At 62.5% G+C, this 20,928-nt stretch carries 23 protein-coding genes and 1 riboswitch; of the genes, 7 read left to right on the forward strand and 16 right to left on the reverse strand.

Features of this window, described 5'->3' with window-relative positions:
* Window positions 1-16: 16 nt before the first annotated feature.
* The gene (locus ACZ0AJ_RS17805; protein WP_499455813.1) at window positions 17-787 is read right to left on the reverse strand and encodes a gamma-glutamyl-gamma-aminobutyrate hydrolase family protein; all 771 of its coding nucleotides are present in this window, start codon (window positions 785-787) and stop codon (window positions 17-19) included.
* Window positions 788-1,038: 251 nt separating this feature from the next.
* Between ACZ0AJ_RS17805 and gabD the strand changes: the two genes are divergently transcribed.
* Entirely contained in the window at window positions 1,039-2,493 is a 1,455-nt protein-coding gene (gene gabD / locus ACZ0AJ_RS17810; RefSeq protein WP_499455814.1) for an NADP-dependent succinate-semialdehyde dehydrogenase, read from the forward strand.
* A 13-nt stretch (window positions 2,494-2,506) separates the two neighbouring features.
* On the opposite strand, the gene ACZ0AJ_RS17815 is transcribed toward gabD, so the two are convergent.
* The 10 genes from ACZ0AJ_RS17815 to ACZ0AJ_RS17860 all read right to left on the reverse strand — a co-directional run bounded on the left by ACZ0AJ_RS17815 (window position 2,507) and on the right by ACZ0AJ_RS17860 (window position 13,266).
* Window positions 2,507-2,902: a nucleotide pyrophosphohydrolase gene (locus ACZ0AJ_RS17815; protein ID WP_499456811.1), complete on the reverse strand. Its 396-nt coding sequence runs from the start codon at window positions 2,900-2,902 to the stop codon at window positions 2,507-2,509.
* A complete protein-coding gene (gene can / locus ACZ0AJ_RS17820; protein ID WP_482896414.1) occupies window positions 2,865-3,563 on the reverse strand; it encodes a carbonate dehydratase in 699 nt (232 codons plus the stop codon). The genes ACZ0AJ_RS17815 and can overlap by 38 nt, the downstream gene beginning before the upstream one ends.
* Window positions 3,564-3,791: 228 nt before the next feature.
* Window positions 3,792-4,919: a molecular chaperone DnaJ gene (gene dnaJ / locus ACZ0AJ_RS17825; RefSeq protein ID WP_332533169.1), complete on the reverse strand. Its 1,128-nt coding sequence runs from the start codon at window positions 4,917-4,919 to the stop codon at window positions 3,792-3,794.
* 120 nt (window positions 4,920-5,039) lie between these two features.
* Entirely contained in the window at window positions 5,040-6,992 is a 1,953-nt protein-coding gene (dnaK, locus tag ACZ0AJ_RS17830) for a molecular chaperone DnaK (RefSeq protein ID WP_499455815.1), read from the reverse strand.
* 93 nt (window positions 6,993-7,085) lie between these two features.
* The gene (gene grpE, locus ACZ0AJ_RS17835) at window positions 7,086-7,649 is read right to left on the reverse strand and encodes a nucleotide exchange factor GrpE (RefSeq protein ID WP_183556083.1); all 564 of its coding nucleotides are present in this window, start codon (window positions 7,647-7,649) and stop codon (window positions 7,086-7,088) included.
* Between the two features lie 196 nt (window positions 7,650-7,845).
* Entirely contained in the window at window positions 7,846-8,955 is a 1,110-nt protein-coding gene (gene hemH / locus ACZ0AJ_RS17840) for a ferrochelatase (protein WP_499455816.1), read from the reverse strand.
* Window positions 8,956-9,102: 147 nt separating this feature from the next.
* Complete coding sequence (locus ACZ0AJ_RS17845; protein WP_343026298.1) at window positions 9,103-9,531, reverse strand: organic hydroperoxide resistance protein; 429 nt, start codon at window positions 9,529-9,531, stop codon at window positions 9,103-9,105.
* Window positions 9,532-9,607: 76 nt separating this feature from the next.
* A complete protein-coding gene (recN, locus tag ACZ0AJ_RS17850; RefSeq protein ID WP_499455817.1) occupies window positions 9,608-11,272 on the reverse strand; it encodes a DNA repair protein RecN in 1,665 nt (554 codons plus the stop codon).
* Window positions 11,273-11,348: 76 nt separating this feature from the next.
* Window positions 11,349-12,251, reverse strand: a complete 903-nt coding sequence (locus ACZ0AJ_RS17855) for an NAD kinase (protein ID WP_499455818.1) — start codon at window positions 12,249-12,251, stop codon at window positions 11,349-11,351.
* Window positions 12,252-12,381: 130 nt separating this feature from the next.
* On the reverse strand, window positions 12,382-13,266 hold the full coding sequence (locus tag ACZ0AJ_RS17860; protein WP_499455819.1) for a DUF3667 domain-containing protein: 885 nt from the start codon (window positions 13,264-13,266) through the stop codon (window positions 12,382-12,384).
* 143 nt (window positions 13,267-13,409) lie between these two features.
* Here ACZ0AJ_RS17860 and ACZ0AJ_RS17865 point away from each other — a divergent pair, with 143 nt between their 5' ends.
* From ACZ0AJ_RS17865 to ribB, 4 genes are all read left to right on the forward strand, one after another.
* Window positions 13,410-13,751, forward strand: a complete 342-nt coding sequence (locus tag ACZ0AJ_RS17865; protein ID WP_499455820.1) for a hypothetical protein — start codon at window positions 13,410-13,412, stop codon at window positions 13,749-13,751.
* Window positions 13,752-13,754: 3 nt separating this feature from the next.
* Window positions 13,755-14,186, forward strand: coding sequence for an OsmC family protein (locus tag ACZ0AJ_RS17870; RefSeq protein WP_183556076.1), 432 nt, complete (start codon window positions 13,755-13,757; stop codon window positions 14,184-14,186).
* A gap of 93 nt (window positions 14,187-14,279) precedes the next feature.
* The gene (gene gloA / locus ACZ0AJ_RS17875; protein ID WP_258835858.1) at window positions 14,280-14,693 is read left to right on the forward strand and encodes a lactoylglutathione lyase; all 414 of its coding nucleotides are present in this window, start codon (window positions 14,280-14,282) and stop codon (window positions 14,691-14,693) included.
* 71 nt (window positions 14,694-14,764) lie between these two features.
* Window positions 14,765-14,917, forward strand: a riboswitch (FMN riboswitch).
* A 105-nt stretch (window positions 14,918-15,022) separates the two neighbouring features.
* Window positions 15,023-15,670 (forward strand): 3,4-dihydroxy-2-butanone-4-phosphate synthase, encoded by a 648-nt coding sequence (gene ribB, locus ACZ0AJ_RS17880; protein WP_499455821.1) that lies wholly within the window; start codon window positions 15,023-15,025, stop codon window positions 15,668-15,670.
* A gap of 110 nt (window positions 15,671-15,780) precedes the next feature.
* Here ribB and ACZ0AJ_RS17885 read toward each other — a convergent pair whose 3' ends face one another.
* From ACZ0AJ_RS17885 to ACZ0AJ_RS17900, 4 genes are all read right to left on the reverse strand, one after another.
* Window positions 15,781-17,139: a TolC family outer membrane protein gene (locus ACZ0AJ_RS17885; protein ID WP_183556073.1), complete on the reverse strand. Its 1,359-nt coding sequence runs from the start codon at window positions 17,137-17,139 to the stop codon at window positions 15,781-15,783.
* 39 nt (window positions 17,140-17,178) lie between these two features.
* Window positions 17,179-17,502 carry a rhodanese-like domain-containing protein gene (locus tag ACZ0AJ_RS17890; protein WP_258835861.1) on the reverse strand — a complete coding sequence of 108 codons (324 nt, stop codon included), beginning with the start codon at window positions 17,500-17,502 and terminating at the stop codon, window positions 17,179-17,181.
* A gap of 10 nt (window positions 17,503-17,512) precedes the next feature.
* Window positions 17,513-18,166, reverse strand: a complete 654-nt coding sequence (locus tag ACZ0AJ_RS17895; protein ID WP_499455822.1) for a protein-L-isoaspartate O-methyltransferase family protein — start codon at window positions 18,164-18,166, stop codon at window positions 17,513-17,515.
* A 183-nt stretch (window positions 18,167-18,349) separates the two neighbouring features.
* Window positions 18,350-19,000 (reverse strand): TetR/AcrR family transcriptional regulator, encoded by a 651-nt coding sequence (locus ACZ0AJ_RS17900; RefSeq protein ID WP_499455823.1) that lies wholly within the window; start codon window positions 18,998-19,000, stop codon window positions 18,350-18,352.
* 179 nt (window positions 19,001-19,179) lie between these two features.
* On the opposite strand from ACZ0AJ_RS17900, the gene ACZ0AJ_RS17905 reads away from it, so the two are divergent.
* Complete coding sequence (locus ACZ0AJ_RS17905) at window positions 19,180-19,464, forward strand: YkgJ family cysteine cluster protein (RefSeq protein WP_499455824.1); 285 nt, start codon at window positions 19,180-19,182, stop codon at window positions 19,462-19,464.
* Window positions 19,465-19,474: 10 nt separating this feature from the next.
* Here the strand turns inward: ACZ0AJ_RS17905 and ACZ0AJ_RS17910 are convergent, their stop codons facing one another.
* Window positions 19,475-19,684 carry a hypothetical protein gene (locus tag ACZ0AJ_RS17910; RefSeq protein ID WP_499455825.1) on the reverse strand — a complete coding sequence of 70 codons (210 nt, stop codon included), beginning with the start codon at window positions 19,682-19,684 and terminating at the stop codon, window positions 19,475-19,477.
* A 381-nt stretch (window positions 19,685-20,065) separates the two neighbouring features.
* Between ACZ0AJ_RS17910 and ACZ0AJ_RS17915 the strand changes: the two genes are divergently transcribed.
* A complete protein-coding gene (locus ACZ0AJ_RS17915; protein ID WP_258835866.1) occupies window positions 20,066-20,899 on the forward strand; it encodes an undecaprenyl-diphosphate phosphatase in 834 nt (277 codons plus the stop codon).
* Window positions 20,900-20,928: the final 29 nt, after the last annotated feature.

The following is a 20,928-nucleotide window of genomic DNA, read 5'->3' on the forward strand; positions in this document are numbered from 1 at the left end:
TGCCGGGCGCGCCGGGTCATTTCAACAGCGAGCCGCCGTCCAGGCGTTGCTCGCGGTAAGCGCGGCAGGCGTCGCCAAAGGCGCGGAACATCTTCATCGAGTACGGGTTGTGCTGGATGCGCCACTCGGGGTGCCACTGGACGGCCAGCGTAAAGCCGGGCGAGGTCGACACGGTGAATGCTTCCACCAGGCCGTCTTCGGCCACCGCTTCGACCGACAGGCCCGGCGCCAGTTCATTGACGCCCTGCCCGTGCAGCGAGTTCACGGGAATCTCGGCCGCGCCGAGAATGGCTTCCAGCATGCCGCCGGGCGTGACCGTGACGTTGTGCGCGTCGCCGTATTGCTCGTCCATGCCGAGCTCGGCTTTTTCACGGTGGTCGAACTTGCCCACGACCGTCTGCACTGCCTGGTGCAGGCTGCCGCCCAGGGCCACGTTCATCTCCTGGAAACCGCGGCAGATGGCGATGATCGGGACGCCGCGGCGCACCGCTTCACGGATCAGGGGCAAGGTGGTCTGGTCGCGTGCCGGGTCTTGTGGCAGCGTTGGATCCAGCACTTCTTCCGAGTAGTAGCTGGGATGCACATTGGATGCCGAGCCGGTCAGCATGATGCCGTCAATGGTGCCGAAGATGGTTTCCAGGTCCAGCGATTCGCCGGACGATGGCAGGATCAGCGAGGCGCAATCGGCGCCCAGGGTGACGGCGTCGACATACTTGTGCTGGGCGGCGTGATACGGATGTTCGCCGAAATCACGCGTGCATGCGGGGACGATTACGATAGGGCGCATGGTGTTGTCCTTCTCTTTGAGGCGCGCGACCACAAGGCAGTCAACGGGTCGGGCGCGGGGGAAATTTCATGTCAAAAGCTTAACTTCATTCGGCTGAGGCAGCCCACACGTTTCCAAAAGTCATTACAATTTCGAGAATCTCAGTATGCAGGAATCGGGCACGGCGGCACGTTCGTTTGCAAATGGGTCTACCATGACGGCTTGCATCCGCGCTCTGCAGCCGATGCTCGACATGAATTGACGAGGACACTATGCCGAATTTGAAAGACCCTTCCCTGCTGCGCCAGCAAGCCTTTGTTGGCGGCGCCTGGTGCGACGCCGACGACGGCCAGACCATTGCCGTGATCAACCCCGCCAACGGCGAAACCGTGGCCAGCGTGCCGCACATGGGCGCTGCTGAAACCAAGCGCGCCATCGATGCCGCCAACGCCGCCTGGCCGGCGTGGCGCAAACTGCCCGCAAAAGAACGCGCCGCCATCCTGCGCAAGTGGAACGACTTGATGCTGGAAAATGCCGACGACCTGGCGCTGTTGATGACGCTGGAACAAGGCAAACCGCTGGCTGAAGCCAAAGGCGAAGTGGCCTACGCCGCCTCGTACTTCGAGTGGTTTGGCGAAGAAGCCAAGCGCGTGGCCGGCGAAACGCTCGCTTCGCCATGGCCGGACAAACGCATCGTCGTGACCAAGGAGCCGATCGGCGTGTGCGCCGCGATCACGCCGTGGAACTTCCCGGCCGCGATGATCACCCGCAAGGTCGCGCCGGCGCTGGCCGCCGGTTGCCCGATCGTGCTCAAACCGGCCGAACTCACGCCGCTGTCAGCGCTGGCGCTGGCCGTACTGGCCGAGCGCGCCGGTGTGCCGAAAGGCGTGTTCAGCGTCGTGATTGGCGACTCGAAAGCCATCGGTGGCGAGATGACGGGCAACCCGCTCGTGCGCAAGCTGAGCTTTACCGGCTCGACCGCCGTGGGGCGTCTGCTGATGGAACAGTGCGCACCGACGGTCAAGAAGATTTCCCTCGAACTGGGCGGCAACGCGCCGTTCATCGTGTTCGACGATGCCGATCTGGGCGCCGCTGTCGAAGGCGCGATCGCCTCGAAATTCCGCAATGCCGGGCAGACCTGCGTGTGCGCCAACCGCCTGTACGTGCAGGATGGCGTGTACGACGAATTCGCGCGCAAGCTCGCCGTGGCAGTGGGCAAACTGAAGGTGGGTGATGGCCGCGAAGAAGGCGTCACGCAAGGCCCGCTGATCGAAGAAAAGGCCGTGCGCAAGATCGAACAGCACATCGAGGATGCGCAGGCCAAGGGCGCCAAGCTGCTGTTGGGCGGCAAACGCCACGCACTGGGCCACAGCTTCTTCGAGCCGACCGTGCTGACCGACGTGACGTCCGAGATGCTGGTGGCGCGCGAAGAAACCTTCGGCCCGCTGGCGCCGCTGTTCCGCTTCAAGACGGAAGACGAAGTGATTGCCATGGCCAACGACACCGAATTCGGGCTGGCATCGTACTTCTATGCGCGCGACATCGGCCGCGTCTGGCGCGTGGCCGAGGCGATCGAGAGCGGGATGGTGGGGGTCAATACCGGCATCATCTCGACCGAGGTCGCGCCGTTCGGCGGGGTCAAGCAATCAGGCCTGGGCCGTGAAGGCTCGACCTACGGGATGGACGATTACCTGGTCGTGAAGTACATCTGCATGGGCGGCATGTAAGCGGCGCCGGCGATCACGATTTTTTGTACTCTTTGTACTCGTAGTACTTGCGTGCATCGCCGCGCACCAGCTCGGCCGGATACTTCGCCCGGTTGAGCACCATCTTTTCTTCGACCGCCGCGACCAGGTCGACGTCGAGCTTGTCGGCCAGCCGTACGAGATAGACCAGCACATCGGCCATCTCGTGCCGCACTTCGACCAGTTTAGCGGCGCCGAGTTCATCGGCACGCCCGGTCTGCAGCCACTGGAAATGTTCCAGCAGCTCGGCCGCCTCGACCGTCAAGGCCGCCGCCAGGTTCTTCGGCGTGTGAAACTGATCCCAGTCACGCTCGTCGACGAACGCGCGCACCAGCGCGCGCAGTCGCATCAGATCACTGTCCACGCCGCTCTTCACGCACGACACCACCATCGACGTAGCCATCGAGAACCCGGCGCAGCTTTGGTTCGATCTCTTCGAAGCTGCTCACGGTGATGCCCAGGTCTCGCAGCAGGCCGTCGTGCACGCCGTACACCCAGCTGTGGATGGTCAGCGGCTGGCCACGTTCCCACGCATCGCGCACGATGGTGGTGTGGGCCGTGTTCATGACCTGCTCGGCCACGTTCAGCTCGACCAGGCGGTTGGTGGCGGCGCGGCCGCTCACATGGCCCAGGTACTTGCCGTGCTTGTCGCGTACATCGCGCACGTGGCCGAGCCAGTTGTCGGCCAGGCCCACGCGCGCATCGGTCAGCGCCGCGTGCACGCCCGAGCAGCCGTAGTGGCCGCAGATGATGATGTGCTTGACCTTCAGCACGTCAATGGCGAACTGCAGCACACTCAGACAGTTCAAATCCGAATGCACGACGACGTTGGCGATATTGCGATGAACGAACAGTTCGCCCGGCGCCATGCCCAGCAATTCGTTGGCGGGAACGCGGCTGTCCGAGCAGCCGATCCACAGGTATTCCGGCGCCTGCTGTTCCGACAGCGCCTTGAAGAAGTTCGGGTCCTCGGCCACCATCGTGGCGGCCCACGTGCGGTTGCGTTCGAACAGCTCTGCCGCGGTCAATCCCTTGGTCTTGTATTTGTCCATATTGGTTCCTTATGTTTATTACCGTCCCAAAAGGGGCGTTGCCAGGCCTGTTCTGGAGCAGGCTTCAAAGGCGGGTAGGTCTCGAAACAGGGGGAGTATAACCGTGTTGGCGGACACCGTCGTCAATACGACAGCGACTAGCCTAACGCGCCAAGCGTTGGCAAGATGCCAACCGCGTGGACAAAAAAAACCGCTGAAGGCTTGGCGCCGTTCAGCGGTAATTGGAACTTACTCGAAGAAGTCCTTGACCTTGTCCATCCAGCCCTTGCTCTGCGGGCTGTGCTTGGCGCCGCCTTCGATCGTCAGGCGCTCGAACTCGCGCAGCATGTCCTTCTGCTTGTCGGTCAGCTTGACCGGCGTCTCGACGATCACGTGGCAGAACAGATCGCCCGTGTAGCCCGAACGCACGTTCTTGATGCCCTTGCCCTTGAGGCGGAAGGTCTTGCCGGTCTGGGTGCCTTCAGGCACCGTGAACGACACCTTGCCGGTCAGGGTCGGCACTTCGATTTCGCCGCCCAGGGCCGCTTTCGAGAACGAGATCGGCATTTCGCAGTGCAGGTCGTCGCCTTCGCGCTGGAACACGGTGTGCGGCTTGATGTGGATCTCCACATACAGGTCGCCCGCCGGCCCGCCATTCGTACCCGGTTCGCCATTGCCCGACGAGCGGATGCGCATGCCGTTGTCGATACCGGCCGGGATCTTCACTTCCAGCGTCTTGTTGCGCTTGATGCGTCCGGCGCCGCCGCAGGCCGCGCACGGCTCGGGAATGATCTTGCCGCTGCCATGGCATTTCGGGCAGGTCTGCTGGACGCTGAAGAAGCCCTGCTGCATGCGCACCTGGCCATGACCGGCGCAGGTGGTGCAAGTCACAGGCTGCGTGCCCGGCTTGGCGCCGCTGCCGTGGCAGGTGTCGCACTTGTCCCAGCTCGGCACGCGGATCGTCGTGTCGAAGCCGTGAGCGGCCTGTTCCAGTGTGATCTCGAGGTTGTAGCGCAGGTCGGCGCCGCGGTACACCTGCGGGCCGGCACTGCGCCCGCCACGGCCACCGCCAAAGATGTCGCCGAAGATGTCGCCGAACGCATCGCCGAAACCACCGGCGCCGCCGCCCATGCCGCCCATGCCGCTGTTCGGATCGACGCCCGCATGACCGTAACGGTCATACGCTTCGCGCTTCTCCGGGTTGGTCAGCATCTCGTAGGCCTCTTTGACCTCCTTGAACTTCTCTTCCGCTTCCTTGTTATCCGGGTTGCGGTCAGGGTGGTACTTCATCGCAAGCTTGCGATAAGACTTCTTGATCTCGTCTTCCGACGCACCCTTCGCGACCCCAAGGATCTCGTAAAAATCACGCTTCGCCATGGTCGGCACCTAAAGTTATCTGAAAACTGAATTCTTTAAACCAAAAAAACCGAGCCGAGTACCTGGAAGGTGTCGGCTCGGCCTGTACGCGAAGGCATCAAGCCTTCGCGCCGGAGACGCTTACTTCGCGTCTTTGACTTCCTTGAAGTCGGCGTCGACAACGTCGTCGTCCTGCTTGCCCGACTGCTCGCCACCGGCTGCACCGGCGCCCGGGCCACCGGCCGCGCCAGCACCACCAGCCTGCTGCGCCTGCATGTCGGCGTACATCTTCTCGCCCAGCTTCTGCGACGCGCTCGACAGGGCTGCCGTCTTGGCATCGATGTCCGCCTTGTCGCCGCTCTTGATCGCGCCTTCGAGGTCGGTGATTGCCGCTTCGATCTGCTCTTTCTCACCGGCTTCCAGCTTGTCGCCGTATTCGGTCAGCGATTTGCGGGTCGAGTGCACCAGAGCGTCGCCCTGATTGCGCGCTTCCGCCATTTCCTTGACCTTCTTGTCTTCTTCGGCGTTCAGCTCGGCGTCCTTGACCATCTTCTGGATATCTTCTTCCGTCAGACCCGAGTTCGCCTTGACGGTGATCTTGTTCTCTTTGCCGGTGGCCTTGTCTTTCGCGCCGACGTGCAGAATGCCGTTGGCGTCGATGTCGAAGGTCACTTCGATCTGTGGCGTGCCACGCGATGCTGGCGGGATGCCTTCCAGATTGAACTCGCCCAGGCCCTTGTTACCGGCCGCGATTTCACGCTCGCCCTGGAACACCTTGATGGTCACGGCCGGCTGGTTGTCGTCGGCAGTCGAGAACACCTGCGAGAACTTGGTCGGGATCGTGGTGTTCTTGTGGATCATCTTGGTCATCACGCCGCCCAGGGTTTCGATACCCAGCGACAGTGGCGTCACGTCCAGCAGCAGCAGATCCTTGCGCTCGCCCGACAGGACCGAACCCTGGATCGCAGCGCCGACAGCGACGGCTTCATCCGGGTTGACGTCCTTGCGTGCTTCCTTGCCGAAGAATTCTTTAACTTTCTCCTGCACCTTCGGCATACGGGTCATACCGCCGACCAGGATGATGTCGTCGATGTCCGAAACCTTGACGCCGGCATCCTTGATGGCCATGCGGCATGGCTCGATCGTCTTGATGATCAGCTCTTCCACCAGCGACTCGAGCTTCGCACGGGTCATCTTCAGGTTCAGGTGGACCGGCGCGCCGTTCGCCATGGCGATGTACGGCTCGTTGATTTCAGTCTGCTGCGACGACGACAGTTCGATCTTTGCGCGCTCGGCCGAAGCCTTGATGCGCTGCAGGGCGATCGCGTCTTTCGACAGGTCGAGGCCGTTGATCTTCTTGAACTCGTCGATGATGTAATCGATGATGCGCTGGTCGAAGTCTTCGCCGCCCAGGAAGGTGTCGCCGTTGGTCGACAGCACTTCGAACTGCTTTTCGCCATCGACGTCAGCGATTTCGATGATCGAAACGTCGAACGTGCCGCCGCCCAGGTCATACACGGCGATCTTGCGGTCGCCCTTGTCGGTCTTGTCCAGGCCGAATGCCAGTGCGGCAGCGGTCGGCTCGTTGATGATGCGCTTGACGTCCAGGCCCGCGATACGGCCGGCATCCTTGGTTGCCTGGCGCTGCGAGTCGTTGAAGTACGCCGGCACGGTGATGACCGCTTCGGTGACTTCTTCGCCCAGGTAGTCCTCGGCGGTCTTCTTCATCTTGCGCAGCACTTCAGCCGAGATCTGCTGGGCAGCCAGTTTCTTGTCGCGCACACCAACCCATGCGTCGCCGTTGTCGGCCTTGACGATGGCATATGGCATCAGCGAGATGTCTTTTTGTACTTCTTTTTCATCGAACTTGCGGCCGATGAGACGCTTGACTGCAAACAGCGTGTTCTTCGGGTTGGTCACGGCCTGGCGCTTGGCCGGCGCGCCGACGAGGATCTCGCCGTCTTCCTGGTAAGCGATGATCGATGGCGTGGTACGCGCACCTTCAGCGTTCTCGATGACTTTTGGCTGACCGTTTTCCATGATGGCCACGCACGAGTTCGTGGTGCCAAGGTCGATACCGATAATTCTGCCCATGATGTATTCCTTTTTATATGCTGAGTTTCTGATGGATTCAATATTGGGAAAAACGGCGTGCTTTCAAGAGCATTACGCGGCACGCGGCCATTCTTATTTTGGTGCTGCTGCCGTCACGATGGCTGGCCGCAACAGGCGGTCGGCGATCATGTAACCCTTTTGCAGCACGGTGACCACGGTATTGGCTTCCTGCTCCGCCGGCACCACGGCAACGGCCTGGTGCTTGTTCGGATCCAGCTTGTCGCCCACTTGCGGCAGCACCTCGACCAGGCGGTTCTTTTCGAACGCGCTGGTGAGCTGCTTGAGCGTCATCTCGACGCCTTCCTTGATCGACTCGACCGTCGGCGCTTCGACCTTCAGTGCCATCTCCAGGCTGTCGCGCACCGGCACCATGGCCTCGGCGAAGCTTTCGATCGCAAATTTGTGGGCCTTGCTGACGTCTTCCTGGGCGCGGCGGCGGATGTTCTCCGCGTCGGCCTTGGCGCGCATGAAGGCGTCGTGCATCTCGGCCAGCTTGGCTTCGGTGGCGCTCAGTTGTTCTTCGAGGCCCGGCGTCCCTGCCTGCGCGGCGCCAGCGGTAGCACCATCGTTGATGTCGGCGCCAGGCGCCTGTACATCCTGCTCGTTGCTCATCTCTTTGTTTTCTTGGTCTTGCATCGGAAAAACTCCTGGAATCAAGGACTTGGCTGATTTAAAAACGTATCCTGATTGATACACAGCGCACCAGATGGGGCGATCTCCTACAATTACAAGGGGAATTGCAGGAAAGCCATCTGAAATTCAGGCAAATGCGGCCCTGCAGCGCCAACAACCCGCTATTTTAGCAGGTTGTCAACAGGCAAGTCGGTATGGACTAGTTGGGAGCGCCGAGGCTCTTGGCGCGCGCGGCGCCACGTTCGGCATCGATGCGGCGCGCTTCGCGCTGCGCCGGCGTGAGGATGGTCGGCCAGCCGATCAGGTGCTGCTCGGCGATTTCGGCCAGGCCGCGAATCCAGGCAGGCGACGCGTTCAGGCACGGGATGTAATGAAACTCCTTGCCGCCGGCCGCTTCAAAATCGTGGCGCACTTCCATCGAGATCTCTTCCAGCGTTTCCAGGCAGTCGCTGGTAAAGCCCGGACAGATCATGTCGATGCGCTCGAGGCCATCGCGCGCCAGTTGCGCGACGGTGGGCGCGGTGTACGGCTGCAGCCACTCGGCCTTGCCGAAGCGCGACTGGAACGTGACCATGTACTCGTCCTGCGACAGGTCGAGCGCGGTGGCCAGCAGGCGCGCGGTTTTATAGCACTCGCAGTGGTACTGGTCGCCCAGCAGCAGGGTGCGCTTGGGCACGCCATGGAAGCTCATCACCAGCTTCTGGCCACGGCCATGGTTGTCCCAGTGCGCCAGCACGTTGTCGCGCAGCGCATTGATATAGCCTTCGTGGTCGTGGTAATGCTTCACCAGGCGCAGCTCGGGAATGTTGCGCACCTTCGCGTAATGCTGGAACACGGCATCCCAGATCGAGGCGGTGGTGGTGCCCGAATATTGGGGGTAGGCGGGCAGCACGACGATGCGGTCGACGCCCTCCTCTTTCAGGCGATCGAGCACCTCGGGCATCGATGGCGAGCCGTAGCGCATTGCCATCGCCACGCTCACGTCTTCGTGGCCGCGCTCGGTCAGCATCGCTTGCAGGCGCGTGGCTTGCAGGGCCGTGTTCACGCGCAGGGGCGAACCGTCGCGGGTCCAGATCGTGCGGTATTTCGCAGCCGACTGGCCCGAGCGGAACGGCAGGATGATCAAGTGCAGGATGCACCACCAGACCAGGCGCGGCACCTCGACCACGCGCGGGTCGGACAGGAACTGCTTCAGGTAGCTGCGCACCTTGCCGCGCGTGGGCTCGTCAGGCGTGCCGAGGTTGACCAGCAAGACCGCGCTGCGCGGGATCGTACCGTGGGTATAAGGCGGTTCAGGGCGAAATGACATGGAGGCGTAGTGAAGACAGGATCTGGCCATTATAAGTCTGGCATGTCCTGCCCGCAGGCCCCAACAGCGGGTCAGCGCGCTTTGGGTTGCCGGTCCGTGGTGTTCGAGCCACGAACCGGCAAGGCTAACGCGAGGTTCGAATCAGAATCAGGTGCTCACGTGCAGGCGCACGTCGATGTTGTTGCGGGTGGCGTTCGAGTACGGGCACACGATGTGGGCCTTGTCCACCAGCTCTTGCAGCTGCGCCTGGTCCATGCCCGGGCCCTTGATGCTCAGGTCGACTTCGATGCCAAAGCCCGTCGGGATCTGGCCGATGCCGACGTCGCCGGTGATGGTCAGATCGGCCGGCAGCGTGACCTTGGCCTGGCCCGCGACAAATTTCAGCGCGCCCAGGAAGCAGGCCGAATAGCCGGCTGCAAACAGCTGCTCGGGATTGGTGCCCGCGCCGCCACCGCCGCCCAGCTCCTTCGGCGTGGACAGGGTCAGGTCCAGGACGCCGTCCGAACTTTTCGACGTGCCTTCACGGCCGCCTTGCGACGTGGCTTGTGCGCGATACAGGACTTTTTCGATGCTCATGCGAGTTCCTTCGATGGTGGTTGATGGGGTGCTTACTGTGCCACAAAAACGCCAGGCACCCGCGCCATGCAAGCCATCACGACGCCAGCAACTCTCTTGCATGCTTGCGCGTGGTCTCGGTAATTTCGATCCCGCCCAGCATGCGCGCCACTTCCTCGACCCGCGCGCGCTTGTCGAGCACGTCGATGCGCGAGACCGTGCGGCCGGCATCGGTCGTGCCCTTGGCCACCTGGAAGTGCTGGTTTGCCTGGCTGGCCACCTGCGGCAAGTGCGTCACGCACAGCACCTGGCGTTGCTGGCCCAGGCGCTTGAGCAGGCGCCCCACGACTTCGGCCACGCCGCCGCCGATGCCGGTGTCGACTTCGTCAAAAATCAGCGTCGGCACCGTCGTCGCATTCGACGTGATGACCGAAATCGCCAGCGAGATGCGCGCCAGCTCGCCGCCCGACGCCACCTTTGCCAGCGCGCGCGGCACGACGCCCGCGTGACCGGCCACCAGAAATTCAATGTGCTCCAGGCCATGCGCGCCCGGCTCGCCGCGGTTCAGGCCGATAGCAAAACTGCCGCCGCTCATGCTCAGCTCTTGCATCGCCGCCGTGACCTGCGTGCCCAGCTCGTGCGCCGCAGCCGCGCGCCGCACCGACAGGCGCCCGGCCACATCCATGTACGCCGCCTCGGCTTTTTCTTCCTGCTTGCGCAGGCCGTCGATGTCGGTGGCGTCGGCCAATTGGCGCAGCTTGGTGGCCAGCAGCGCATGTTCGTCCGGCAGTTCTTCGGGCGTGACGCGGTACTTGCGCGCGGCCGTGTGTAGCGCCTCCATGCGCGCGTCGACTTCGCGCAGGCGCGCCGGGTCGAGCTCGACCTTGTCGATATACGTGTTCAGCTCGGACACTGCCTCTTGCAGCTGGATGCGCGCAGGCTCCATGCAGTCGAGCACCGATTGCAACTGCGTATCAACATCTACCAGCTTGCCCAGCTTGGCGTTGAGCGCCGACAGTTGCGACAGGATCGGATGGTCGGATTCGGAGATGGCCGCCAGCGCTTCCTGCGCGCCTTCGAGCAGCGTCGCGGCGTGCGACAGGCGGCTGTGCTCGTTGCCGATCTCGAGCCACTCGCCGGCCTTCGGGGCCAGCTTGTCGAGCTCGGCCACCTGCCACTCGAGACGCTCGCGCTCGATCAGCACGTTCTTGGCATCGGCTTCGTATTCTTCGCGCTGGCGCACCAGTGCGCGCCAGGTGCGCCAGGCTTGCGACACTTCTTGCGCCTCGATGCGCGCGGCCGGATCGCGCACGCCGATCTGGTTGTCGAGCAGTGCACGCTGGGCGTCGGGCTTGAGCAGGCTCTGGTGCGCGTGCTGGCCGTGGATGTCGACCAGCAGGTCGCCCAGCTCGCGCAGTTGCGCCGCCGTGGCGGCGACGCCGTTGATATAACCCTTGGAGCGGCCGGCGTTGTCGATCACGCGGCGCAGCAGCGCCCCGCCCTCGTCGGCGCTGAAGTCGTGCTCGGCCAGCCAGACACGCGCTACTTCGGTCGGTGCGAAATCAGCGGTGATGTCGGCTTTGGCGGCGCCTTCGCGCACCATGCTGGCGTCGCCGCGGCCGCCCAGCGCCAGCTGCAGCGCATCGATCAGGATCGACTTGCCGGCGCCGGTTTCGCCGGTGAACACCGAGAAGCCGTTCGAGAATTCCAGTTCGATGGCGTCGACGATGACGAAGTCGCGGATGGTAAGTGTGCGCAGCATGAAAAATCGGGTCTCCGGCGGTTAGGGCGATTCTTTGACGACTCTGTAGCAAATGCGGGCGGCTGCGATGGGTAGCTTACTTGAGCCTGCCGTCGTTGGTGGGGTACTCGTTCCAGTGCAGTTTCTGGCGCAGCGTGTGGTAATAGCTCCAGTCGAGTGGATGCAGGAACGTGATCGTGTGCGGCGAGCGCGAGATCACGATCTGGTCGCCCAGTTGCAGGCTCGTGAAGGTTTGCATGTCGAAGTTGACGCTGATGTCGCGCCCGCTGACCAGTTCGACGACGATCTCGCTCGTGTCGGGCACCACGATCGGCCGGTTCGACAGCGCATGCGGCGCGATCGGCACCAGCACCGTGCCGCCCAGGCTCGGATGCAGCAATGGCCCGCCGGCCGACAGCGCGTACGCCGTCGAGCCGGTGGGCGTGGAGACGATCAGGCCATCCGAGCGCTGGTTGTACATGAATTGACCGTCGACGCTCAGTTTGAGTTCGACCATGCCGGCGCCGGTGCCGCGCGCCACGACCACGTCGTTGACCGCGACGCTGGAAAAGATCAGCACGCCATCGCGCATCACGCGCGCCTCGAGCAGCGTGCGCTCTTCGCGCCGCGCGCGGCCTTCCAGGATGTTGCTCAGTTGGGGCAGCATGTCGTCCAGCGCGATGTCGGTGATGAAGCCCAGGCGCCCCAGGTTGATGCCGATGAGGGCGATATCGTATTCGGCCAGCTGGCGCGCGATGCCGAGCATGGTGCCGTCGCCGCCGACGACGATGCCGATCTGCGCCTGGACGCCGAGCTCGGCCACGGTCATCGATTCGAGATTGTCGAGCGCGAGATTGGCGGCGGTATCGGCCTCGAACACGACGCGGTAGCCGGCCCCGACCAGAAAATCGCGGATGCGGCTGACCGGCTCTTCGACGCCTGGCGTGTTATGCCGCACCACGAGCGCGATGATCTGTTGCGGTTGGGGCGAAGCGGGCATGGAGATCTCGGCAGTAGTAGGTTAACAACACGCTGGAGATTAACCGATAATTCCTGCGGCTGCCATAGCAGCGCTCGGCAAACACTGTACAGATGCACAGTATACCGGTCGTCGCCCCGGTCCCGCAAGTTCAGCCCACCAGTGCCGCGCCCATGGCAACCATCACCGCCAGGATCAGGCTCAGCACATGAAGCAGGCTCAGCACGATCCAGCGCAGACCCGTGGCCAGGCGTGCGCCGCCATACACCCTGTGCATCGCCAGCGGCAGATACAACAGCAGCCACAGCAACAGCGGCAGCTCCAGGAAATCCAGCATCGATGGCAGCGTCAGCAGCACGCTGAACATCAGGAAAGCAAACGCATTGGTGTGCAGCGCGAAGAGGAAATGCTCGCCATAGCGCCGCCCCGTGCGCACGTACAGGATGCGCAGGTAGAAGGCGAACACTGGCATCAGCGCGAACACCGCGTACGGCGTGTAGCTGAAGAATGCCCCCTTGAGCGCCACTTCCTGATCGCGCCGCGGCAGGTCGAGGAAGTGCTGGACCTTCTGGGCCAGGGTGGCGTTGAGCGATCCGGCGCCAGTCACGAGTGGCGCCACGGCGCGCTTGAATTCAGTGGCAGGCTCGGGGGCTTTGCTGTCACCGGATATGACGACGGCCGACGGCGGTATCTCTTCGCCGAGATTGATCACTTCCATCCCGCTGAACTTGAACAGCGCAAAAAAGATGATGCTGAACGTCAGATACAGGCGCAGCGGCTGCAGGTAGCGCGTGCGCCGGCCTTCAATGTATTCGCAGGTGAGAAAGCCCGGCTTGAAGATCAGCCCGCCAAGCGACTTCCACAGCGCGCCTTCCAGCGCCACGTAGTGCGCGATGAATTCGTGCAGGAACTCGCGCGCGCTCGGCACGTGCAGGTGCGTGGCCTGCCCGCACTGATGGCAATAGTTGCCATCGGTAGCGGCGCGGCAGTTCTTGCAGACCGAGGTGGCGTGCTGCGGCAGGGTATCAGGCGTCACGGTGCATCTTTCGTCAACACGTTCGTGATCCTATCTTAGCCATGTAATTGCAAAAAAGCATCATATTTACAAAGTTCAATTGAGCGACCGTTTTGGGCGTGGGCAGTTAGGATGAGGATGACGAAAATACAAAGGAGATCGCAATGGCGACCAATGCAAAAGACCGCGCCGTGAATACGGACGAACCGATGGGCAACGATGGCGTCAAACGCCAGCCGCACGAACGCGATGAAACGCCGGATGGCCAGGACACCGAGCCGCGCGGCATCATGAAGCAGGCCGCCAGCGACCTCGAACAAGGCCTGATCGACACCGAAGCACGCGGCACGCCGGGCATTTCCGAGGCGGTCAACGCCGCACCCGGCGCGAGTGGCCAAGCCACCCCGCTGCCGGACCGCCATCGCGACATGCGCGACCACGAGGCTGAACCGGCGCCCGAGGCAAAAGACGACGACGATACTGACAACACCAACGAAAGGAAATAAGACATGACAATCAAACGCGACGGCAGCGCCGTATGGAGTGGTGGCATCAAGGATGGCAAGGGTCAGGTGTCGACCGGCAGCGGCGCACTGAAGGACCAGCCATATGGCTTCAACACCCGCTTTGAAGATGCACCAGGCACCAACCCAGAAGAACTGATCGGCGCGGCGCACGCCGGCTGCTTCACGATGGCGTTGTCGGGCCAGCTCGGCCAGGCCGGCCTGACTGCCGATGAACTGCGCACCAAGGCCACCGTGTCGATGGAAAAAGTCGAAGGCGGCTTCTCGATCACGGCGATCCACCTGGAACTGCGCGCGAAGATCCCGGGCGCGAGCCAGGAAGCCTTCGACAAGGCAGCGACCACGGCAAAAGAAAATTGCCCGGTGTCGAAGCTGCTGAACGCGACCATCACGCTCGACGCCAAGCTCGAGAGCTGATAGCGGGATTGGATGCGCATCGGGCCCTGTCCGGCAAGGAAACTGTCAAAGGCATAAAATGACGGTCTTTCCGAACCACATAAGGCACACACGATGCGCATCCTGCATACCATGTTGAGGGTCGGCGACCTGCAACGCTCCATCGACTTCTACACCACCGTGCTGGGCATGAAACTGCTGCGCACGAGCGAGAACGCCGAATACAAATACAGCCTGGCCTTCCTGGGCTACGGCAGCAATCCCGATCACGCCGAACTCGAGCTGACCTATAACTGGGGCACCGACAGCTACGACATGGGCACGGCCTACGGCCACATCGCCATCTCCACGGCTGACATCTACGCGACCTGCGACCAGGTGCGCGCAGCCGGTGGCAACATCTCGCGCGAGCCAGGTCCGGTCAAGGGCGGCACCACGGTGATCGCCTTCATTACCGATCCGGACGGCTACAAGGTTGAGCTGATCGAACGTGCCGACAACGCCAGCGGTGGCGGCCTGAGCAAGTAAGCCTGCCGCCTGCAGGGATTGCGCGGCGCTGCTACAATCGCCGCGCCTGCATCCTGCAGGCATCTACAACATTACGTCTTCGGGGCGGGGTGCGATTCCCCACCGGCGGTATGACCAGCAATGGTCGAGCCCGCGAGCGCCTGCCCGGCATCATGCCGGGTAGGGTCAGCAGATCTGGTGCGATGCCAGAGCCGACGGTATAGTCCGGATGAAAGAAGATGTGCGCGTTCACGCGCCCAGCCTGCCCTGCCTTGCGTGGGGTGCAGACGGGCGTGCGGCTGCGCTTTGCCCTGATGCGTTTTTCGCCCACTTTGCGAGGAGCGTTTCACATGCTGGTTTCTACCCATACCCTTTTCAGTCACGACCTGGAAGGCCGCATCGCCGCGGCGCTGGACGCCATGCGCGCCGGCATTCCGGTCATCCTGCTCGACGATTTCGATCGCGAGAACGAGGCCGACCTGATCGTCGCCGCCGAACACATCACCATCGACACCATGGCCCTGATGATCCGCGAATGCAGCGGCATCGTCTGCCTGTGCCTGCCTGACGAGAAGGTTCGCGCACTTGAACTGCCGCCGATGGCGCCGGACAACGGCAGCCGCTACGGCACACCGTTCACGGTCTCGATCGAGGCGCGCCATGGCGTGACCACCGGCGTCTCGGCCGCCGACCGCGTGACCACGATCCGGGCCGCCATCGCGCATGACGCCCGGCCGGACGACGTCGTGCGCCCGGGCCACGTGTTCCCGCTGCGCGCCACACCAGGCGGCGTGCTGGCGCGTGCCGGGCATACCGAAGGTTCGGTCGACCTGGCCCGGCTGGCCGGTCTGCAGCCGGCGGCCGTGCTGTGCGAATTGATGAACGCCGATGGCACGATGATGCGCGGGGAGCAGATCGAGCAGTTCGCGCAGGAGCGCGATTTTCCGATCCTGACGATTGCTGAATTGATTCAGTGGCGCAAGGCGCGAGGGCTATAGATTATTGTAGGGTGGACGGGTTCTCCGTCCACGCGTTCAACGACACTCACGATGCCACAAACCGGGGTAGGTTTGAACGCGTGGACGGCATAGCCGTCCACCCTACGTAGTTACTCAACTAGCAAACTGTTCACCGGCGTCAGGTCAGTCTCGCGCAGCGAACCTGCTGCCGCTTTCAGGCGCAAGCCATTGACGATCACGTCATAGCGCGCACGCGACAGGTCGGTGCGGGTCTGGTACAGCTGGCGCTGCGCATTGAGCACGTCGATATTGATCCGCACGCCCACCTGGTAACCAAGCTTGTTCGATTCGAGCGCCGACTGGCTCGACACTTCCGCCGCTTCCAGTGCTTTCACTTGCGCCAGGCCGCTGTTCACGCCCAGGAACGACTGGCGTGCCTGCAGCGCTGCATTGCGGCGCGTTGCTTCCAGCTCGTTGCGGGCACGGTCTTCCAGCGCGATCGATTCGCGCACACGGCTGGTGACGGCATAGCCGCTGAAGATCGGCACGCTCCACTGCAGGCCGATCGCATTGTTCTTGGTGTCACCCGAACTGCCAGTGCGGCCGTTGACGTCGCGGCGCGTCGAGCTGGCCACGAGGTCGAGCGTCGGCATGTGCCCGGCGCGGTTGCGCGATATGTCGCGCGTGGCGATTTCCACCTGGAGCTGACTGACCGTCACGCCATAGTTCTGGTTCTCGGCCGACGACACCCATGGATCGACCGTGGCCGGCTGTGGCACGGCCAGCGTCGTGCCAGGTTTCAGCGCCGCCAGGTTGCCCGGCGCAGTGCCGATGATGGCCTGCAGCGCGTTGCGCTTGTTGTCCAGGTCATTGACGGCAGCAAATTCCTGCGCCAGCACCAGGTCGTACGCGGCTTGCGCCTCGTGCGTATCGGTGATGGTCTGGGTGCCGACTTCAAAATTGCGCTTGGCCGATGCCAGTTGCTCGGTGGTGGCGTCCTTCTGGGCACGGGTCGATTCCAGCTTGTCCTGCGCCGCCAGCACGTCGAAGTAGGCTTGCGCTACGCGCGTGATCAGGTCTTGCTGGGCCTGCGCAAACTGGGCTTCGCCGATGGCTTGCTGCAGCTTGCTCTGCTGGTAGGTTTCCCAGCGATCCCAGCGATACAGCGGCTGCTGCAGCGCCAGCGTGTATTCGTTGGTGCGCAGGTTCGAGCCACTGCTGTTGATGGTGCCCGGCTGGCCGTTCGGCAAGGTGCCGAGCTGCCCGACATTCCATGGATCGAAGTCATTGTCGTTCTTGCTGAGTGCACCGCTGATGCCAACGGTCGGGAGTAGCCCTGCACGCCCCTGGATGATGCGCTCGCGGCTCGCCGACAGCGAAGCACGCGCACTCGCGTACGTCGCGTCATTGGCCAGTGCCTGCTGATACACCTGGATCAGGTCGGCAGCACCGGCGTTGAGCGAGAAGCACGCGCTCGCAAGCAGCACGGCGATAAGGGGTTTCTGCATTGCTATCTCCACAGGGGTCATCAAGTTTTTGGAATCAGGTCAATACGTCGGCATCGACGGATCGACTTGCACAGCCCAGGCGTGTATCCCGCCCGTCAAGTTGGTTACATTGTCAAAACCATTGCGCTCGAGGAAGGCAGCAACCTGCATGCTGCGCGCCCCGTGATGGCAGATGCAGACGACCTCGCGGTCGTCGTCGATCTCGGTCACGCGCACCGGAATCAGGTTCATCGGAATCTGGGTCGAGCCGGCGATCCGGCACGTCTCGAATTCCCAGTTCTCGCGCACGTCGAGCAGCAGCGGCTGCTCGCGCGCCGGATCGGCCAGCAAGGCGGCCAGTTCAGGAGCAGTAATCTGTTGCATCACAGCGTCCTCAGAACGTGAAACCGGACGGCTTCGTTGCGCCCGTCAGCGGCTTGGCGACAGTTTCGAACACGGTGACCGCCTCATGCGCGGTGGCCGAGGTGCGGGTGATCCGCTGGCACGTCATGGCCGGCGCAGTGCCGACAATCGCGATCATGCGGCCACCGATTTTCAGTTGCTTGATCAGCGACTCTGGCAGCAGCGGCAGCGCGCCCGACACGACGATCACGTCGTAATCGGTGCCGGTGGCCCAGCCCTGGGCGCCATTGCCCACTTCGACCGCCACATTGGTGATGCCGGCAGCGTCCAGGTTCTGCTTGGCCTGGGCAGCGGTTTCCGGGAGGATTTCAACGCTCGTCACATGACGCGCCTTGCTTGCCAGCAGCGCTGCCAGGTAGCCCGAACCGGTGCCGATCTGCAGCACGTTGTCGCCCTGCTTGACGCCAGCCTCTTGCGCCATGCGCGCTTCGACCTTCGGATTGAGCATGGCTTCGCCGCCCGGCAGCGGGATTTCGGTGTCGGCAAATGCCAGGTTCTGGTAGGCCTGTGGCACGAATTGTTCACGCTTGACCACGTGCAGCAGGTCGAGGATGTCCTGGTCCAGCACATTCCAAGGACGGATCTGCTGTTCGATCATATTGAAGCGGGCTTGTTCGATATTCATTTCAGTTCTCGGTGGAAAAATAAACAATCCGATATTCTAATCCGTGAACGGTGCTGGAACCTACCTGAATAGGTATCTCGAGGCACATCTTATCGACGCACGCCTTCCCCAGAGGAAAATTGCGACAGTCTGCAGTTTGGAGGGGATGAACGCCAGAAAACCGTCCCTGGCGTGAACGGGCGTTCAGCGGGCCGGTTGGCCAGCCGGCACGAGGCCATTGAGAGTGATGTCGAGGAAGGCGTCGAGGAAGGCTTCGGGATGCAGGTCGCAGCGCTCGCACGGGGCGATGGTGTGTTTCCAGGTGGAGAGCATCAGCATGGGCGCGATCAACACCTGGGTGGTCTGGGGAATATCGATCGCGCGAAACTCGCCGCGCTGCACACCGCGCTCGAGCATGCTGGAGATCATGCGCATGCCGCGGCTCATGACTTCAGTTTGATAAAAGCGGGCCAGCTCGGGGAAATTATCGGCTTCCGCAAAGATCAGCTTGCTGATGCCGGACGCCTTGGTCGCCCCCACCCGATGCCACCACGACAGGATCACGCTGCGCAGCAGGTCGGCGCTGTGGCCTTCAAATTCAGCGACCGAGACTTCGGCCTGCCCCAGCATCGGCACGATACTCTGGCGCACGACGGCCTTGAACAGGTCTTCCTTGTTGGTGTAATACAGATACAAGGTGCCCTTGGACACACCGGCACGTTTGGCCACGTCTTCCAGGCGGGTGGCGGCAAAGCCGCGTTCGACGAACAGCTCCACGGCAGCCGAGAGCAACTCTTGCGGCCGCGCTTCCTTGCGACGTTCCCAGCGTGGCTTGCTGTCTGTTTGGCAGTCCATTTTCCCACTCAGAAATTATCTAAGGAACAACCAATATAGACCTGTCATGTTGTTGCCGTCAAGCGACCGCTGCCGGACTAAAAATAGGTTGTTTTTTGCCACAGAAAGTACGAACCACATCATCCGATGCAGGCGCCGCGGTCCGATGTATACTTGCGGTCTGCCACTTTTCAAACGCCATGCTGTCCACCCCCGCCCCCTTCCAGTGCCGGCCGCAATGCGGCGCCTGCTGCACCGCCCCGTCGATCACCAGCCCGATTCCTGGCATGCCCAATGGCAAGCCGGCAGGCGTACGTTGCGTGCAATTGGGAGAAGACGAGCGCTGCCGTATCTTCGGGCAGCCCGAGCGGCCAGCCTTTTGCGGCGGACTGCAACCGTCACACGAGATGTGTGGCGATACGCGAACGCAAGCGATGGTCTGGTTGGGTGAGCTGGAACGGCTGACGGCGCCCGAGCCCGTTTGAATACGGTGGCTTAGATCGCTGGCTTGCCGCGTGCCTGTTGCACGCGCTGGAACAGGCCGCCGAGCGTCAGGCCATCGTGCCAGATGTCGCCCAGCAAGACGCCATAGCGTTCGCGCAGTGCGCGCGCCAATGGTTCGATGTCGGTGGCGTCGGGCATCCAGCGCGATGACTTGGTGGCGCGCACGACATTGAGCACCGGATCGTCAGGGCGCAGATGCAAGCGGTCGCAAGCACCAAAGGCGCAGGCAGAACCACACACGGTGAGGAAATCGCGGATGTCCTTGCGGGATGCGGCAGGGAAAGAACTGCGCCACGCCCGGCCCTGAAAAGGCCGGTAACGCAAGGCGTTGGGCAACTGCCAATCATGAAATGCTACCCAGGCCAGCGCAGCAAGAATGAGGACAAGAAAAAGACTCATGGGCTTGAGTGTAGCACGCGTTTTTACGCATGACACATCTTTACAGCGAGATTAAAACGGCCCCGATGCCATCAGCAGCAGCTCGTACGGTTCAGTTAGCCCAACGGCAGCCGCCCCGCTCATGGTAAGCTCTGCCCCCTCGCATGTACCTCCCACAGTTCACTTCCACAGCACAAAAACACCATGGATATCGTTCTCGCCATTAAGGCAATCATCATGGGCCTGGTCGAGGGTTTCACTGAATTCCTTCCGATTTCGTCGACTGGCCACCTGATCCTGATGGGCAGCTTGCTCGATTTCACGGGCACCAAAGCAACCGTTTTCAAGATTGTCATCCAGGCCGGCGCCATGCTGGCCGTGGTCTGGGAATACCGTGATCGCATCGCGAAGGTGTTCGCCGGGCTGGGCGCCGATCCCGTCCAGCAGCGCTTTGCGCGCAATGTCGTGATCGCATTCTTCCCCGCCGCCATTGCCGGCGTGCTGTTCAGCGCGGCCATTACCGAAGTGCTGTTCCACCCGATTCCCGTGGCGGTTGCCCTGGTGCTCGGCGGTATCGTCATCCTGTGGGTCGAACACCGCAACCGCCAGAACCCCAAGCCAGCGCGGGTCGAGACGGTCGACGACATGAGCATGCTCGATGCACTCAAGGTCGGCTTCGCGCAAGCCTTCGCGCTGATCCCCGGCACCAGCCGTTCGGGCTCGACGATCATCGGCGGCATGCTGTTCGGCCTGTCGCGCAAAGCCGCCACCGAATTCTCGTTCTTCCTGGCCATGCCGACGATGCTGGGCGCCACGGTCTACTCGATTGCCAAGGAGCGCGACCTGCTGTCGATGGCCGATGTGCCGCTGTTTAGCCTGGGCTTTTTCTCAGCGTTTATTTCCGCATTCCTGTGCGTGCGCTGGCTCCTGCGTTACATCAGCACACACGACTTCACGATCTTTGCCTGGTACCGTATCGTATTCGGTATCCTGATCCTCGTGACCGCCCAATTCGACCTTCTTACCTGGGCGGACTAAACCTGCAGCATCAGCCGGTCCAATACACA

This window comes from Telluria sp. AC161, assembly GCF_979258535.1.

Excerpts from the sequence above, each read along its gene's own strand:
- dnaJ (WP_332533169.1), bottom strand. The coding sequence starts at position 4,919 with ATGGCGAAGCGTGATTTTTACGAGATCCTTGGGGTCGCGAAGGGTGCG.
- ACZ0AJ_RS17845 (WP_343026298.1), bottom strand. The coding sequence starts at position 9,531 with ATGAGCATCGAAAAAGTCCTGTATCGCGCACAAGCCACGTCGCAAGGC.
- ACZ0AJ_RS17870 (WP_183556076.1), top strand. The coding sequence starts at position 13,755 with ATGACAATCAAACGCGACGGCAGCGCCGTATGGAGTGGTGGCATCAAG.
- dnaK (WP_499455815.1), bottom strand. The coding sequence starts at position 6,992 with ATGGGCAGAATTATCGGTATCGACCTTGGCACCACGAACTCGTGCGTG.
- ACZ0AJ_RS17905 (WP_499455824.1), top strand. The coding sequence starts at position 19,180 with ATGCTGTCCACCCCCGCCCCCTTCCAGTGCCGGCCGCAATGCGGCGCC.
- recN (WP_499455817.1), bottom strand. The coding sequence starts at position 11,272 with ATGCTGCGCACACTTACCATCCGCGACTTCGTCATCGTCGACGCCATC.
- ACZ0AJ_RS17885 (WP_183556073.1), bottom strand. The coding sequence starts at position 17,139 with ATGCAGAAACCCCTTATCGCCGTGCTGCTTGCGAGCGCGTGCTTCTCG.
- ACZ0AJ_RS17900 (WP_499455823.1), bottom strand. The coding sequence starts at position 19,000 with ATGGACTGCCAAACAGACAGCAAGCCACGCTGGGAACGTCGCAAGGAA.
- ACZ0AJ_RS17865 (WP_499455820.1), top strand. The coding sequence starts at position 13,410 with ATGGCGACCAATGCAAAAGACCGCGCCGTGAATACGGACGAACCGATG.
- ACZ0AJ_RS17890 (WP_258835861.1), bottom strand. The coding sequence starts at position 17,502 with ATGCAACAGATTACTGCTCCTGAACTGGCCGCCTTGCTGGCCGATCCG.
- gabD (WP_499455814.1), top strand. The coding sequence starts at position 1,039 with ATGCCGAATTTGAAAGACCCTTCCCTGCTGCGCCAGCAAGCCTTTGTT.
- ACZ0AJ_RS17915 (WP_258835866.1), top strand. The coding sequence starts at position 20,066 with ATGGATATCGTTCTCGCCATTAAGGCAATCATCATGGGCCTGGTCGAG.
- ribB (WP_499455821.1), top strand. The coding sequence starts at position 15,023 with ATGCTGGTTTCTACCCATACCCTTTTCAGTCACGACCTGGAAGGCCGC.
- ACZ0AJ_RS17855 (WP_499455818.1), bottom strand. The coding sequence starts at position 12,251 with ATGCCCGCTTCGCCCCAACCGCAACAGATCATCGCGCTCGTGGTGCGG.
- ACZ0AJ_RS17895 (WP_499455822.1), bottom strand. The coding sequence starts at position 18,166 with ATGAATATCGAACAAGCCCGCTTCAATATGATCGAACAGCAGATCCGT.
- hemH (WP_499455816.1), bottom strand. The coding sequence starts at position 8,955 with ATGTCATTTCGCCCTGAACCGCCTTATACCCACGGTACGATCCCGCGC.
- gloA (WP_258835858.1), top strand. The coding sequence starts at position 14,280 with ATGCGCATCCTGCATACCATGTTGAGGGTCGGCGACCTGCAACGCTCC.
- grpE (WP_183556083.1), bottom strand. The coding sequence starts at position 7,649 with ATGCAAGACCAAGAAAACAAAGAGATGAGCAACGAGCAGGATGTACAG.
- can (WP_482896414.1), bottom strand. The coding sequence starts at position 3,563 with ATGGACAAATACAAGACCAAGGGATTGACCGCGGCAGAGCTGTTCGAA.
- ACZ0AJ_RS17815 (WP_499456811.1), bottom strand. The coding sequence starts at position 2,902 with ATGGTGGTGTCGTGCGTGAAGAGCGGCGTGGACAGTGATCTGATGCGA.
- ACZ0AJ_RS17805 (WP_499455813.1), bottom strand. The coding sequence starts at position 787 with ATGCGCCCTATCGTAATCGTCCCCGCATGCACGCGTGATTTCGGCGAA.